The sequence below is a fragment of the uncultured Citricoccus sp. genome (genome assembly GCF_937871995.1).
Lineage (GTDB): Bacteria > Actinomycetota > Actinomycetes > Actinomycetales > Micrococcaceae > Citricoccus.
The window spans coordinates 81,873-96,923 of the sequence record NZ_CALMQR010000016.1; the positions used below are offsets into that span (position 1 = coordinate 81,873).

Below are 15,051 nucleotides of genomic sequence, written 5' to 3' on the forward strand. Positions count from 1 at the left end.
GAATTGCCCCTTGTCTCCGAAGTGTGCGACCCGTAGTCTCCTCGGTGACATAAATCACGTTTCAGCGATGTCGCTGGAATATCGAATTCCCTTGGGGGATCAAATGCCACAGACGATCACTCGTCCTGCTCTCAGCGTCACCAAACTCGAAGACAAGGCGTATGAGCTGCGGGAGAAATTGCTTCTTCTCTGCGGAGAATACGACGGTGCCGTCCACATCGGAGGAGACCTTTCCTCGGCGGACATATTCACGTTGTTGTTCCAGTACGGCATGCACGTCGACCCGCAGGACCTGCGGAACCCCGAGCGCGACCGGTTCGTGCTGAGCAAGGGCCATGCCGCCGTCTGCATGTACATCGCCATGGCCATCCGCGGCTTCTTCGACTACGAGGAGATCGTCCGGACCTACGGCCGGCTCGACTCCGCCTACGGCATGCACCCCTGCAAGGTGCAGCTGCCGGGGGTGGAGGTCTCCACCGGCTCCCTGGGCCACGGCCTGCCGCTGGCCACCGGGATGGCCCTGCACGGGCGGCGCAACGCCATGGCGCACCGGGTCTTCACCCTGATGGGGGACGGAGAGACCGGGGAGGGGTCCGTGTGGGAGGCCGCCCTGGCCGCGCGCAGCAACGACCTGGGCAACCTCGTGGCCTTCATCGACCGCAACCGCCAGCTGATGACCAGCTTCTCCGAGGAGCGCGTGAGGCTCGAGCCGTACCCGGACAAGTGGCGGGCCTTCGGCTGGAACGTGATCGAGGTCGACGGGCATGACATGGGCGCACTGGTCGAGGCCTTCGACGCCCTCCCGGACCCTGACTCGGACACCCCCACGGTGGTCATCTGCGAGACCGTCAAGGGCAAGGGCGTGGACTTCATGGAGCGGAACCTGGCCTGGCATGCCGGCTCGCTCAACGACAAGGACCTGCAGCGGGCCCTGGCCTCGCTGGCCGACGGACGAAAGGCGGCATGACCATGGCGGCCACCACCGAACAGATCACCTCGTTCACCTTCGGGGACCTGCTCTCCTCGCGCACGGTCATCGGCCAGACGCTCAAGGAGCTCGGGCAGGACCATGACAACCTGTGGGTGCTCACCCCGGACATCGGGGCCACCCTCGTGGAGTTCCGGGACACCTACCCGGACCGGTTCGTGGACGTCGGGCTGTCCGAGCAGGCCTGCGTCGGCATCGCCGCGGGCCTGGCCGCGGAGGGCAACATCCCCGTGGTCTCCGGCATGCTCCCGTTCCTGAGCATGCGCGCCCTCGAACAGGTGCGCTCGGACATCTGCTATCCCAACCTGCCGGTGAAGATCGTCGGCACGCACGGAGGCCTCGTCGGCAACGGCGGCTCCACGCACTACGCCGTGGAGGACCTGGGCCTGATGACCTCCCTGGTGAACATGACCGTCACCTCCATCGGCGACCCGCTCATGGTCGGCGAGGTGCTGCGCCAGTCCATGGACATGACCGGCCCCCTGTACATCCGCCTCGCCGTCGGCAAGAAGGACAAGGTCGTCTACGAACCCGGCAGCGTGCGGATCGAGATCGGCAAGGGCATCACGGCCCGGGAGGGCGGCGACCTGACGATCTTCGCCCACGGTGAGACCGTCTCCCAGGCCCTGGAGGCGGCCGAGGTCCTCGCCGCCGAGCACGGCCTCGACGCCCGCGTGGTGGACATGTTCACCCTCAAGCCGATCGACGAGGACCTCGTCCTGCGCTGCGCAGAGGAGACGGGCCGGTTCGTGGTGGTCGAGGACCACCTGGCCTACGGCGGCCTGGCCTCGCGGATCTCCGACGTCCTCGTGGACCGCGGCGTCCGGCTCGAGGGCTTCCGGCGGCTCGGCATCCCGCAGGTGTTCGCCGGCTTCGGTGAGGACACCGAGCTGCGGGACAAGCACGGCTACGGCCTGACGGCCACGGTGGACGCGGCCCTCGCGGTCGCCGGCGCGAAGGGCGGGGCGTCATGACCACCACCTCGAGCATGACCGCCGCCGCCGGGGCGGCCACCGCGCCGCGGGAGGTGGAGACGGTCGCCGTCACGAGGATCGGCAGCCTGCGGGATCCCGACGCCGGCCGGCGCGGGGAGATCGGCGTCGTCGCCTTCCCCGCGGACGAGGTCGGCCCGGAGGACGTGCGCATCACCGTCGCCTACGCGGCGATCTGCGGTTCGGACCCCCACCTGGCCGAGGGGTTCTTCGGCACCGAGGTGCCGATCGGACTGGGCCACGAGATCTCCGGCGTCATCGCCGAGATCGGTTCCGCGGTGCGCCGCACGGACCTGGCCGTGGGGGACCGGGTGTCCGGCAACTTCATCCGGTTCTGCGGGACCTGCCCGCCCTGCCAGGACGGACGCCAGCAGTTCTGCAAGAACCTCGGCGAGTACAACCGCCCGGGCATGGCCCGATCGGTCGTCTGGCACGAGTCCCAGGTCTACCGGCTGCCGGACGGGGTCTCGCTGCTGAAGGGCTGCCTGCTGGAGCCGACGTCGGTGGCCGTGCGGATCGCGGACAAGACCCGGATCCGCCCGGGGGACCGCGTGGCGATCTGCGGGGGCGGGCCGATCGGCCAGCTGGCCCTGCAGCTGATGCACCGCTACGGGGCCACCTCGCTGACGATGATCGAGCCGATCGCCGAGCGGCGCGAGCTCGCCGGGCGCTTCGGGGCGCGCCACGTGGTCGACCCGACCGCCGAGTCCCTCCCCGAGCGCGCCCGGGAGATCACCGCGGGGGCGGGTTTCGACGTCGTGATCGACGCCTCGGGCTCCCGCCACGCGGTGGCCGGGCTCCTGGACATCGCCGCACCGGGCGGGACGGTGGTCTACGGGGCCATGTACCCCGAGGACTACGAGCTGCCCCTGAACCTCTCCGACCACCTGTACCGCAAGGAGCTCACCCTGACCGGGGTGTTCGTCTCCCCGTACACGTTCCCCCGGGCCGTGCGCCTGCTGGACGAACTGGACCTGGACCCCTTCCTGGAGTCCGTGATCGATCTCGAGCAGGCCGCCGAGGCCTTCCAGGTGCACCTGAGCGGCCGGTACCCGAAGGTCGTCATCCGCTGCAACGACCTCGCCGACCCCTCCGACGACCAGGTGGAGGGCCGATGAGCACCGCCACGGCAGACCCCGTCGTCCCCCAGGCGGAGCGACTGGCCCTGCGCGCGGAGGGGATCTCCAAGCACTTCGAGGGCGTCGCCGCGCTCACGGAGGCCCGCCTGGAGGTCCGGCCCGGGGAGATCCACGCCCTGCTCGGCGAGAACGGGGCCGGCAAGTCCACGCTGATCAAGGTCCTGACCGGGGTGCACCAGCCCGACGACGGCCGGATCGAGTCCGCCGGTGAGGAGGTCCGGTTCTCCGGGGTCCGGGACGCCCACCACTCCGGCGTGGTCGCCCTGTACCAGGAGACCTCGATCGTGCCGACCATCAGCGTCGCCGAGAACATCCTGCTGGGCGAACGGACCCCGAGCTCCGGCGGCCTCATCAGCTGGAACCGGCTCTACCGGGAGGCCCGCCGGCAGTTGGACCGCCTCAACCAGGGGCACATCCCGTTGCGCCGGCTGGCCGGGCGGCTCTCCCCGGTGCAGCAGACCATGGTCTCGGTGGCCCGGGCCCTGGCCGCGGACGCCCGCGTGCTGATCCTCGACGAGCCGACCGCCGCCCTGACGGACACCGAGATCAGGGACCTCTTCGCCGTACTCCGCGCCCTGCGCGCGGACGGCGTGGGGATCGTCTACGTCTCCCACCGCCTCGAGGAGGTCTTCGAGCTCTGCGACCGCGTGACCATCATGCGCAACGGTCAGACCATCGTGACCAGGGACGTGGCGGAGATGACGATCGACGAGGTCATCTCCACCATGGTCGGCCGCTCGGCCGAGGACCTGTTCCCCGAGCGGGGCACGGCCACGGACCGCGTGGTCCTCGAGGTGACCGGGCTGCACGGGAACAAGGTGAAGGACCTGTCCTTCTCGGCCCACGCGGGTGAGGTGCTCGGCATCGGCGGGCTGGCCGGCTCCGGCCGCAGCGAGCTGATGCGGTTGCTCGCCGGAGACCAGAGGCGCACGGAAGGAACCATCGCCGTGGAGGGCCGGGAGCTTGCCGGTTCGCGGGGCGTGGGCCGGGCCCTGGAGCACGGCATCGCCCTGGTGCCGGAGGAACGGCGCAGCCAGGGCGTCTCGCTGGGGGCCACGATCCAGGACAACATCGCCATCGCGAACCTCTCCCGGGTCAGCAACGCCGGCTGGGTCTCCGCCAGCGGCATCGCCAGGCTGGCCCGCGAGGGCATCGCCGACCTGCGCATCAAGACCCGCGGTCCGCGCCAGCAGGTCGGCCTGCTCTCCGGCGGGAACCAGCAGAAGGTCGTCCTGGCCAAGATGCTGGCCCGCCATCCGAGGGTCCTGCTCCTGGACGAACCCACGCGAGGCATCGACGTGGGGACCAAGGCGGAGATCTACCGGCTCATCCGCGCCCTCGCGGCGGCCGGCACCACCATCATCGCGGTGAGCTCCGAACTGCCCGAACTCATCGGGCTGTCCGACCGGATCCTCATCATGCACGAGGGGCGGGTCTCCGGAGAGGTGCCCGCAGCGGGCGCCGACGAGGAACTCCTCCTCTCCTATTGCTATGGAAGGAAGGCCTGAGATGGCCCAGACCACTGACACCGTCCCCGCCGTCGAGGTCCCGCAGGACAAGACGCAGATGTCCCAGATGCTGTGGCAGGGCGGGACGATCATCGCCCTGGTCGCGCTCATCGTCGTCTTCGGCATCCTGCGCCCCGCCGCGTTCCTGAGCTTCGGGAACATGACGAACATCCTCGCCCAGGTGGCCATCCTGACGATCATCGCCGCGGCCCAGACGGTCGTGATGGTCACCGGCCACTTCGACCTGTCCGTGGGTACCACGGCCACGCTCGCGGGCGCCACGGCGTCCGCACTGATGATCAACGGGATGCCCGTCTCCATGGCGATCGTCGTGGGCGTCCTCGTCGGGACCCTGGTCGGCATCGTCAACGGCATCCTCGTCGCCTACCTGGGGATCTCGGCGATCGTGGCCACGCTGGCCACGATGACCACGGTGGGCGGGCTGGCGTTCATCGTCACGGACGGCACCACGCTGTACGGCATGCCCGAGTCCTTCAACTGGATCGGCCAGACCCGTCTCGCCGGCATCCCGATGCCCGTGTTCTTCGCCCTGATCGTGGCCGCCGTCATCTGGGTCATCCTCCGGTACACCACGGTGGGCCGGCGCTGGTACGCCGTGGGCGGCAACTCCGAGGTGGCCAGGCTGTCCGGCGTGAACGTCCGCCTCAACGTCCTGCTGGCCTTCACCGTCGCCGGTTTCGCCTCGGCCCTGGGCGGCATCATCCTGGTCAGCCGGCTCTCCAGCGCCAGCTCCACCAGCGCCAACGACTACATGATGCTCGCGGTCGCGGCGGCCTTCCTCGGCATGACCCTGCTCAAGTCCGGGCAGGCCAACATCGGCGGCACCCTCGTGGGCGTCGGCATCATCGGCGTCCTGCAGAACGGCCTGAACATCGTGGGCGTCAACACCTACATCCAGCAGGTCCTCACCGGCATCATCATCATCGCCGCGGTGCTCATGTCCTCGCTGAAGTCCAAGAACGCCTGACCGGGCCCCTCCCCATCCCCACCCCCCACCGGCCGCTCCCGCGCGGCCCCATCCCCACGGAGAACACCATGCGTACCCGACTGACGATCACTGCAGGACTCCTCGCCGCCGGCCTGCTGGCGCTGACCGGATGCTCCGACGACCCCAACGCCGCTGCCGGCACCGGCGGCGCCGCTGACGACGGCGTCTTCAAGGTCGCCGCCTTCACCGCCGGCTACGGCACCCCGGGCGGCAAGCTGACCCTCGACAAGTTCGTCGAGGAGGGCAAGGCCAAGGGCTGGGACGTCACCCTGTACACCAGCGATTTCGACTACGACAAGATCAACTCGGACATGCAGTCCGCCATCACCCAGGGGGCGGACGTCATCCTGGCCGGGTTCCCCGACCCCCGGCAGATCGCCCCGCTCGTCAACGCCGCCGAGGGCGCCGAGATCCCGATCTTCTCGATCGACGGCGGCGTGGAGCCCAACGAGGACTTCGTGGAGGACGTGACCTTCGACCAGGACCAGCTCGCCGAACTCACGGTGGGCGCCCTGGACGAGGCCATGGGCGGTCTGCAGGGCAAGGACGTCATGGTCATCGGCCATGACCCGCACATCGGGATCATGACCCGCAGCAACCTGGCCATGGACATGCTCGAGGAGGCCGGCGCCAACATCGCCGGCGGCGAGATGAAGCAGGCACTGAACCCGGCCACCTCCCAGGAGGAGGCCCTGAAGTTCGTCACCGACTTCCTCCAGGCCAACCCGGAGGGCCTGGACGGCGTCTGGGTCGGCTGGGACCACGCCGCCCTCGGCGCCGCGCAGGCCATCAGTGAGGCCGGCCGGGACGACATCTACGTCACCGGGGTGGACGCCCTCGGCGTGGCCGTCGAGGAGATCAAGAAGGACGGGCCGTTCTACGCCTCCGTGCACCAGGACTGGTTCTCCGTGGTGGACCGCGTGGTGGAGGACATCGAGGCCTACCGCGCCGACGGCACCCTGCCGCAGGAGAACTTCGTGGAGGTCGAGGGCGAGCTGATCGACCGTGGCAACGCGGACGACTTCACCCCGTCCATGTGAACCCCGCCAACCACCACCACCGACGAGAAAGGCCTCTCATGACCACCACTGACCAGGGCTCACGCCCCGCCACCGGGACCGACCGGATCCTCGAGCTGTTCTCGATGCACGACGACGTCGTCGTGGTCACCGGAGCCTCGAGCGGCATCGGGCGGGCGGCCGCCGCGATCTACGCGGACGCGGGCGCCACGGTGGTCGTGCTGGGCCGGGACCAGTCCCGGCTGGACGAGGTCCGGGAGGCGATCACCGCCACCGGGGGGACCGCCCACGCCTACGCGGCCGACCTGGCCGAGGCCGGGGCCTTCGAACAGGTCCTGGAGCGGGTCGTGGCCGAGGTGGGCCGGCCGACCGTGGTGGTGGCCAATGCCGGCATCGCCGGGGGCGGCAGCTACCGGACCGAGGAGGGAGCCATCGGCCGGTACACGGACGAGGAGTGGCGCAACGTGGTGGCCACCAACCTCCACGGCACGTTCGAGACCGTCCGGGCCGCGGCCCGCGTGCTGCCCGACGGCGGCCGGATCCTGGTGACGTCCTCCACCGCGGGACTGCGGACGGACCCCATGGTCTCCTACGCCTACGGGGCCACGAAGGCCGGGATCATCAACCTGGCCCGTCAGGCGGCACTGGAACTGGCCCCGCGGGGCATCCGCGTGAACGTGATCGCCCCCGGCCCCTTCAAGGGGACCCGGATCGGCGGGGACGCCGTCCTGGACGAGGCCGGGGAGCGGATGTGGGAGGAGACCATCCCGCTGGCCCGCATGGGCACCATGGGGGAGATCCAGGCCCCGATGCTGTTCCTCGTGGCCCCCGGCAACTCCTTCGTCACCGGCGCCGTCCTGGCCGTGGACGGCGGGGCGCTGGCCCTGTCCCACACCATGTTCTGATCGCGCCCGGCGCGACCCCTGACACCGGTGGGGGTGCCCTGCCACGGCGGCACTCCCACCGGACCCAACGCATCCACCCCTCGCCACCCCTCCAAGGAGAACCCATGACCACCCTGCACGACAAAGTCCTGCTGATCACCGGCGGCGCCAGCGGCATCGGGCGGGCCACCGTCCTCCGCTGCGCCGAGAAGGGCGCCAGCGTGATCGTGGCCGACCTGAACCTGGAGGGTGCCCAGCAGGTGGCCGACGAGGTCACGGCCAAGGGCGGCCGGGCCCGCGCCGTGGCGGTGGACGTCTCGGACTTCGCCGCCGTCGAGCAGGCGGTCCAGTCCGCGGTGGACGCCTTCGGCCGCCTGGACGGGATCTTCAACAACGCGGGCATCGCCGGCGGCAGGCCGTTGCTGGACCATGACCCGGAACGGGACTACCACCCGATGATCCGGATCGACCAGGACGGGGTCTACTACGGGATCCTCGCCGCGGCCCGCCAGTTCGTGAGACAGGGCGGCGGCGGGGTCATCGTCAACACGTCCTCCATCTACGGTGAGCAGGCCGCCGAGCTCTCCTTCTCCTACAGCGCGGCCAAGGCGGCGGTCATCTCCTTCACCCGCTCCGCCGCCTACGAGCTGGCCGAGCACGGCACCCGCGTCCTGGCCATCACCCCCGGGCGTGCCAACACCGCCATCATCCAGCAGTTCCCGCAGCACCTGCGGGAGCTGTTCGCCTCGGAGCAGCTCCGGGACACGATGACGGAACCGGAGGAGATCGCCAACGTGGTGGCGTTCCTGTTCTCGGAGGACTCCAACGCCATGAACGGCACCGTGGTGCACGTGGACGACGGCTACTCCGTGTTCAAGCACCGCTTCGAACTCCCGGTGTTCTGAGGTGTCGGCCATGGCCACGGCCGAGGTCCAGGGCCGCCCGGGACTGGCGGTGGACCTGGCCTGCCAGAGTGCGGCCTTCACCACGGACCCGTTCAGCCCCGAGTTCGCCCGCAGCCTGCCGGTGCTGCGCGACGCCGGCTACCGGCGCGTGGTGCTGGGCCCGGTGGACCCGTCCAGCCGGGGCGTGGCGGACCTGGCCCGGCGGATCGGCGACGCCGGTCTGGCCCCCATCACCATGGCCGTCCAGTCCCCGGAGGCGAACGTCGGGTCCGAGGACCCGCACGTCCGGCGCCGGGGTTTCGAGCAGTTGCGGCGCTTCGTGGACCTGACCGCGAGGATGGGCGGGGACCAGCTGAACGGGGTGCCCTACGGGGTGCACGGGGACGCGGCGTCCCGGCCCTCCGGGGCCGACGTGGCGCGCGTCGCCGAACTCGTCGGGGACGTGGCGGAGGAGGCCGCCGCCGCGGGGATCATGATGACCTTCGAGGTCGTGAACCGCTACGAGACCTCCGTGCTCAACACCGCCGCCCAGGCCGTGCGCTTCGTGGAGCTGTCCGGTTCGCGCCACCTGAGGATCCACCTGGACACCTTCCACATGGCCATCGAGGAGGCCGACCTGGTGGGGGCCGTCGCCCACGCCCTGCCGTACCTGGGGTACCTGGAGTTCGGCCAGTCCTCCCGCGGACTGCTCTCGACCGGCAGCCTGGACCTGGCCCGCGTGCTCGAGGACACCCTGTCCCTGGGTTACACCGGGCGTTTCGGGGTGGAGGGGTTCAGCCGGTCCCTCATGCAGGAACCGGTGGCCGACGCACTGAGCATCTGGGACACCACGTTCGCCACGGGAGAGGAGTTCGTCCATGATGCCGCTGTTCTCTTCGCCCGCGACGCCGCCCGTACCGGGACCGGGAACCACCACCGCTCTGGCTAGATTGGGTGGCATGGTGCCCGAGCGTGATGACCTGCTGTCCTACCCCCGGCCCTCGGTGGCCGCGGACGTGGTCCTGCTGACGGTGGCCGACGGGGAACTCAAGGTCGTCCTGCGCCGCCGGGACGAGGGCCGTCATGCCGGGGAGTGGATGCTGCCGGGCACCATGTTGCGCGAGCGCGAACGCCTGGGCGATGCCGTGCTGAGGTGCCTGGAGACCAGGATGCACGTCCGGGGGCGCTCGCCGCGGCAGTTGCACGTCTTCGACGATCCGGACCGCGACGACCGGGGCTGGGTCCTGACGGTCACCCACCTGGACGTGGTGCCGCTGACCGAACTGGAACTGGCCCTGGAGCACGGCCACGGACAGTTGCGGGCGGTGGACCAGGTGCACGGGCTGCCGTTCAGCCACGACGAGATCATCGGCTGGGGCGTGCGGATGGTGCGGTGGGAGTACGGCCAGACGCCGGACCCCTGGTGCCTGCTGGACGACGAGTTCACCATGACCCAGCTGCGTCAGGTCCACGACGCCGTCGCGGGGGCCCCTCACCAGAAGGACACCTTCCGCCGGGCCATGGAACCCCAGCTGGAGGCCCTGGACATCCGGGCCATGCCGCCCGGTGGGAGCGGGCTGGGCCGGCCGGCCCGCGTCTACCGCCGGCGCCCGGACGGCTACCACCCCGTGCTCATCATGGCCTGAACGGCCTACGGTACGGAGCGGGGGCGTCCAGCCCGGACGCGGACGGTCCCGGCCCCATGACCCCGCAGCTCTCGGCTGCGGCGCCCTGCGACCCACGAGAACACAGGAGTTCCCCATGAAGATCGAAGCCCTCGTCGTCGAGGAGACCAACGCCCCCTTCACGAAGGAGGAACTGGAGCTGCAGCAGCCCGGCCCGGGCGAGGCCCTGGTGCGGGTGGTGGCCTCGGGCGTCTGCCACACGGACGCGATCACCCAGGCCGGTGACATGCCGCTGCCGCTGCCGGGCGTCCTCGGTCACGAGGGATCCGGCGTGGTGGAGGCCGTCGGCGAGGGCGTCACCTCCGTGGCGGTCGGTGACCACGTCATCATGGGCTGGCCCTACTGCGGGCAGTGCCGCAACTGCCGCCGCGGCGAGCACCGCTACTGTGAACTGCTCGGCCCGGCCGTGGTCAGCGGCCGGCGGTTCATCGGGCCCCAGGCCGGCACCTCCGCCTACACCCGCGCGGACGGGTCCTCGCTCTCCGGTCACTTCTTCGGCCAGTCCTCCTTCGCCACCTACTCACTGGCCAACGCCAACGCCCTGGTGACGGTGGACAAGGACGTGCCGCTGGACCTGGTCGGGGTGCTTGCCTGCGGCATCACCACCGGTGCCGGGGCGGTCCTGAACACCGCCCGGCCGCGTGCGGGGGAGTCGCTCGTGGTCTACGGGGCAGGCGCCGTCGGGCTGGCCGCCGTCATGGCCGCGCGGAACACCCCGGCCACCACCATCATCGCGATCGACCTGCACGACTCCCGGCTGGAGCTGGCCACCCGCTACGGTGCCACCCACGTCATCAACTCGCTGCACGAGAACGCCCTGGAGCGCATCCGGGAGATCTGCGGCGGCCCGGCCGACTACGCCCTGGACTGCACGGGTGTCATCCCCGTCATCGAGGAGGCCGCCGAGGCCGTGGGCATGCTCGGCACGCTCATCCTCATCGGTGGCGCCCCGGCCGGGGCCCGCTTCAGCCTGGACCACCTCGGCGCGCTGTGGGGCAAGCGCGTGGTCGGCACGCTCGGCGGCTCGGGCACCTCCCAGGAACTCATCCCCGCACTGATCGCGCTCTACCAGCAGGGCCGGTTCCCCTTCGACGAGCTCGTGCAGTTCTACGGCTTCGACCAGGTGGAGGACGCCTTCGCGGACAGCAAGTCCGGCACCACCATCAAGCCCGTGCTGCGTATCGGCCAGGCCTGACAGGGGAGGGACCGCCCACGGAGGACTCCTCCGCCAGAACGCACTGCGGCCCCGGACCCATGACGGGTTCCGGGGCCGCAGCCGCTGGTTCAGAGGGTGTGCCGGTCTACTTCAGGCCGTCCTTGAGGTCCTTGGCGGCGTCCTTGACGTTCTCGCCAGCCTGCTTGGCATGGCCCTCGGCGTTCTGGGCCTTGCCCTCTGCCTGCAGGTCGGGGTTGTCGGTGGCATCGCCAATCTTGTCCTTGGCGCCTCCAACAGCCTTGTCGGTCGCGTTGCTGATCTTGTCTCCGAGTCCCATGGGCACTCCCTTCTGTCGGCGATCAAGTCCTCTCACCCTATGCCCCACTGCGTGCGCGGGGAACCCTCCGGCCGGTGGTTTCCTCCATGGCGAACACACACGCCTGGACGGCTGGGGCTCGCTCGACCCGGGGTCACGCACGGCCGGCCCGCCGTCAGGTGATGCAGCGGGGGCGGGGCGGGGAACAGGCGCCGCGCCCAGTTCTCCCTGATGTCCGGGGCCCGGCATGGAGGCCTGGTCCTCCCAGCGAACATGTAGTCAGTACACGTAGAATCCTGGGTTCGCCCGTGGGTGTGCCGCTTGCTCCGCACCCTCCGTAGTGAGGGACGAGGGGCAGGACGGACGAGGAGGCCCTCATGCGCACCTTCGGGGTGGAAGAAGAACTCTTGCTGGTGGATGCCGGCACCGGCGAACCGTTGCCGGCCGGGGACTGGGCCGCCGCCCTGCAGGACGAGCCGGCGCCGACTGGCCACCAGGTGAGCGAGGAACTGCACGAGGAACAGCTCGAGGTCATCTCCCCGCCCCAGACCACCCTGGCCGGGCAGCTGGCCTCCATCCGTGCCGGGCGCGCACTGGCAGAGCGGACCGCCGCCCGGGTGGGCGGACGCGTGGTGGCCCTGCCCACGGCGCTGGGTCCGGTCTCCCCGCACCCGGTGCCGGGACTGCGCCACCGCAGGATCGCCACCAAGTTCGGTCTCACCGTGGCCGAACAGCTCACCAACGGCTTCCATATCCACGTGGGCGTCGACTCCCGCGCCGAGGGCGTGGCGGTGCTGGACCGGATCCGCGTCTGGCTGCCGACCCTGCTGGCCCTGAGCGCGAACTCCCCGTTCTGGCACGGGGACGACACCGGGTTCGCCTCGTACCGCTACCAGGTGTGGTCCCGGTGGCCCACCGCCGGGCCCACCGATGTCTTCGGCTCCCGGGACGCCTACGACCGCTACCGGTCGGCCCTGTTGGACACCCAGGTGCCGGTGGACGCTGACATGCTCTACTTCGACGCCCGCCTGTCCGAACACCACTCGACCGTGGCGATCCGGGTGGCCGACGTCTGCCTGGACGCGCATCATGCCGCGGTGATCGCCGCCCTCACCCGTGCCCTGGTGGAGACGGTCGCCCGCGCCTGGGCCGACGGGTCCCCGGCCATGCCCGTGCCGGCCGCGCTGCTGCGGGCCTGGTCCTGGCAGGCCAGCCGCAACGGGGTCGCCGGAGAGCTGATCGATCCGGCCACCGGCACCCCCGCACCCGCCGGGGACGTCATGATCCGCCTGCTCCACGTCGTGGGTCCGGTGCTGGCCGAGTATGGGGAGCGGTCGGCGATCGAGGCCGGGGTCGCGAAGATCCTGCGCGAGGGCACCGGTTCCCAGTACCAACGGGAGGTCTACGCCGAACGGCACAGCCTCGGCGACGTCATGACCGCCGCCCTGGCCGCGACCCACCAGGCCCCGCCCGGCCTCTCGGAGTCGCTCGTGCTGCCGCGCCCGGAGGACGACACCCCCCAGGGGGCACCGGCCGCCGTGTCGTAGGGCCCGAGGAGCGGGGCCTGCTGGTCCGCGTCCAAGTCACCGCCGGCCCCGGGGCGGGCTTCACCGCCCTGAGGGCACGCCGGCATCATCGTCTCCGGCTCCTCCGGCTCCTCCGGCACCGCGCAGCCCACCAGGGAGGCTGGCGTGGAGAACGGGGCTCTACAGAGCCGAGACGATCCAGATGATCAGGGCGATGGCCACCAGGATGCCGACGATGGTCCAGACAAGACTGCTACCACGCATGGTGTTCCTCCGTTCTCCGCGCTCTGCGGATCGTCAGTGATTATGGGCACATCAACCCCCTGCAGTTCTAGTTCAGGGGTGCTGTGAATCCCTACGCGGTGGCGGAGATCAGGCCGGGTCGATGCCCCGGCAGTGCTCACCGCCCTGAGCCGAGAGAACGACAGGCCCTGGCCAGGGAATCATCCGTGTCACCTCACATCGAGGACCGTTCGGTGTCTTGGCCAGGGCCTGTGTGTCTGCGCCGTTTCCTCCGGATCAGGGGTGTGCTCAGGAAGGCAGGCCAGCGCGGGCCGGCTGCTGTCCGTCTTCAGCGGCGGTGCGGTTCTGGAAGTGCGGGACCACTTCGTCGATGAACAGCTGCAGGGACTGCTTCTTCTGTTCGTGGCTGAGGGAGTTGTCGCTCCAGAAGCTGAACTCGTCCACGCCCAGGGCCTCGTAGTGCCTCAGCCGTTCCACCACTTCCGCCGGCGTACCGATCATCGCCGTGCGGTGCAGGGAGTCGGGGGTGAACTCGGCGCGCTCGGCGAACTTCTCCTCGGGGCTGGGCTCGAGGAAGCCATTGGCCGGGGCGGTCTTGTTGCCGAACCAGGCGTCGAAGGTGCGGTAGAACCGGTTGATGCCCTCTGCTGCCGGGCGCCAGGCATCGGGCTCGGACTCGGCGTGCACGTAGGTGTGGCGCAGGACCAGGATCTCGGGACGATCGACCTCGGGATGGTTGCCCACGGCGGTGTTGAACTTCTCGACGAGGTTCTCCACCTCCTCATCGTCCTTCATCAGGGGGGTGACCATGACGTTGCAGCCGTTGGCGACGGCGAAGTCGTGGGTGTCGGGATCGCGGGCGGCGATCCACATCGGTGGGGTCGGCTGCTGGATGGGCTTGGGGACAGAGGTGGAGGTGGGGAACTGCCAGATCTGACCATCGTGGGCATAGTCACCCTGCCACAGTGCACGGACGGCCGGGACGAGTTCGCGCAGGTAGTTTCCGCCCTCGGCGGCGGGCATGCCGCCGGACAGACGGTCGAACTCGAACTGGTAGGCGCCGCGCGCGAGGCCCACTTCGGCCCTGCCGCCGCTGATCACATCGAGCAGGGCAGTCTCGCCGGCGGCCCGGATGGGGTTCCAGAACGGCGCGATCAGGGTGCCGGCGCCGAGCCGAATGGTGGAGGTGCGAGCGGCCAGGTAGGCCAGCTGGGGCATGGGGCTGGGGGAGATCGTGTATTCCATCGAGTGGTGCTCGCCGATCCAGACGGTGCTGAATCCACCGGCCTCGGCCATCAGCGTCAATTCGGTGAGGTTCTGGAAGTGCTCCTGGTGGGAGAGCTGATCGTCCCACCGTTCCATGTGCACGAAGAGGGAGAAGCGCATGGGGCGGCCTTTCTGTCGGGGCGGCGTCCTCGCCGCCCTGCGGATGGGGGTTCTGCTGAAGGTCTGGGCGGGACCGGGACGGTATCCGCCCGGTTCGGTGGTCGGGTCAGGAGCCTGGCGTGGTCGCTCGCGCCTCGGCGATCGTCCGGTTTCCCCGTGACCAATGCTGTGGTTCTACTTCGCGGATGATGACCGTGATGTTCTCACTGGCGGCATCCACGGTCTTCTCGGCGACCTGGTGCACGCCGTCGATCAGGGCGCGTAGTTGTTCTGGAGTGCGGCCGGTGCCGATGGAGATCTCGATCAGGGGCATCGT

The 15,051-nt window shown here is 70.0% G+C and carries 15 protein-coding genes; 12 read left to right on the plus strand and 3 right to left on the minus strand.

Annotated elements, in window-relative coordinates:
• Positions 1–103: 103 nt before the first annotated feature.
• The 11 genes from Q0283_RS01540 (at position 104) to Q0283_RS01590 (ending at position 11,303) form a co-directional block, all read left to right on the plus strand.
• The gene (locus Q0283_RS01540; RefSeq protein WP_298042161.1) at positions 104–967 is read left to right on the plus strand and encodes a transketolase; all 864 of its coding nucleotides are present in this window, start codon (positions 104–106) and stop codon (positions 965–967) included.
• Positions 964–1,962 carry a transketolase family protein gene (locus Q0283_RS01545; RefSeq protein WP_298042164.1) on the plus strand — a complete coding sequence of 333 codons (999 nt, stop codon included), beginning with the start codon at positions 964–966 and terminating at the stop codon, positions 1,960–1,962. Before Q0283_RS01540 ends, Q0283_RS01545 begins: the two co-directional genes overlap by 4 nt.
• Positions 1,959–3,098 carry a zinc-binding dehydrogenase gene (locus tag Q0283_RS01550; protein ID WP_298042167.1) on the plus strand — a complete coding sequence of 380 codons (1,140 nt, stop codon included), beginning with the start codon at positions 1,959–1,961 and terminating at the stop codon, positions 3,096–3,098. Before Q0283_RS01545 ends, Q0283_RS01550 begins: the two co-directional genes overlap by 4 nt.
• Entirely contained in the window at positions 3,095–4,627 is a 1,533-nt protein-coding gene (locus Q0283_RS01555) for a sugar ABC transporter ATP-binding protein (RefSeq protein WP_183529267.1), read from the plus strand. The genes Q0283_RS01550 and Q0283_RS01555 overlap by 4 nt, the downstream gene beginning before the upstream one ends.
• Position 4,628: 1 nt before the next feature.
• A complete protein-coding gene (locus tag Q0283_RS01560; protein WP_298042171.1) occupies positions 4,629–5,615 on the plus strand; it encodes an ABC transporter permease in 987 nt (328 codons plus the stop codon).
• 68 nt (positions 5,616–5,683) lie between these two features.
• Positions 5,684–6,676: a sugar ABC transporter substrate-binding protein gene (locus Q0283_RS01565; RefSeq protein WP_183529263.1), complete on the plus strand. Its 993-nt coding sequence runs from the start codon at positions 5,684–5,686 to the stop codon at positions 6,674–6,676.
• Between the two features lie 38 nt (positions 6,677–6,714).
• Positions 6,715–7,560 (plus strand): SDR family NAD(P)-dependent oxidoreductase, encoded by an 846-nt coding sequence (locus Q0283_RS01570; protein ID WP_298042173.1) that lies wholly within the window; start codon positions 6,715–6,717, stop codon positions 7,558–7,560.
• Between the two features lie 104 nt (positions 7,561–7,664).
• Complete coding sequence (locus tag Q0283_RS01575) at positions 7,665–8,444, plus strand: SDR family NAD(P)-dependent oxidoreductase (protein WP_183529252.1); 780 nt, start codon at positions 7,665–7,667, stop codon at positions 8,442–8,444.
• A 10-nt stretch (positions 8,445–8,454) separates the two neighbouring features.
• Positions 8,455–9,372 carry a sugar phosphate isomerase/epimerase gene (locus Q0283_RS01580; RefSeq protein ID WP_298042178.1) on the plus strand — a complete coding sequence of 306 codons (918 nt, stop codon included), beginning with the start codon at positions 8,455–8,457 and terminating at the stop codon, positions 9,370–9,372.
• 10 nt (positions 9,373–9,382) lie between these two features.
• A complete protein-coding gene (locus tag Q0283_RS01585; protein ID WP_298042181.1) occupies positions 9,383–10,069 on the plus strand; it encodes an NrtR DNA-binding winged helix domain-containing protein in 687 nt (228 codons plus the stop codon).
• 115 nt (positions 10,070–10,184) lie between these two features.
• Positions 10,185–11,303, plus strand: a complete 1,119-nt coding sequence (locus Q0283_RS01590) for an NAD(P)-dependent alcohol dehydrogenase (protein WP_298042184.1) — start codon at positions 10,185–10,187, stop codon at positions 11,301–11,303.
• 106 nt (positions 11,304–11,409) lie between these two features.
• Here Q0283_RS01590 and Q0283_RS01595 read toward each other — a convergent pair whose 3' ends face one another.
• Positions 11,410–11,601, minus strand: coding sequence for a CsbD family protein (locus Q0283_RS01595; RefSeq protein WP_298042186.1), 192 nt, complete (start codon positions 11,599–11,601; stop codon positions 11,410–11,412).
• Positions 11,602–11,957: 356 nt separating this feature from the next.
• Between Q0283_RS01595 and Q0283_RS01600 the strand changes: the two genes are divergently transcribed.
• Complete coding sequence (locus Q0283_RS01600; RefSeq protein ID WP_298042189.1) at positions 11,958–13,127, plus strand: glutamate--cysteine ligase; 1,170 nt, start codon at positions 11,958–11,960, stop codon at positions 13,125–13,127.
• A gap of 510 nt (positions 13,128–13,637) precedes the next feature.
• Here the strand turns inward: Q0283_RS01600 and Q0283_RS01605 are convergent.
• Both Q0283_RS01605 and Q0283_RS01610 read right to left on the minus strand, forming a co-directional pair.
• The gene (locus tag Q0283_RS01605; protein ID WP_298042192.1) at positions 13,638–14,735 is read right to left on the minus strand and encodes an LLM class flavin-dependent oxidoreductase; all 1,098 of its coding nucleotides are present in this window, start codon (positions 14,733–14,735) and stop codon (positions 13,638–13,640) included.
• 106 nt (positions 14,736–14,841) lie between these two features.
• Entirely contained in the window at positions 14,842–15,048 is a 207-nt protein-coding gene (locus tag Q0283_RS01610; RefSeq protein ID WP_298042195.1) for a tautomerase family protein, read from the minus strand.
• Between the last annotated feature and the right edge of the window lie 3 nt (positions 15,049–15,051).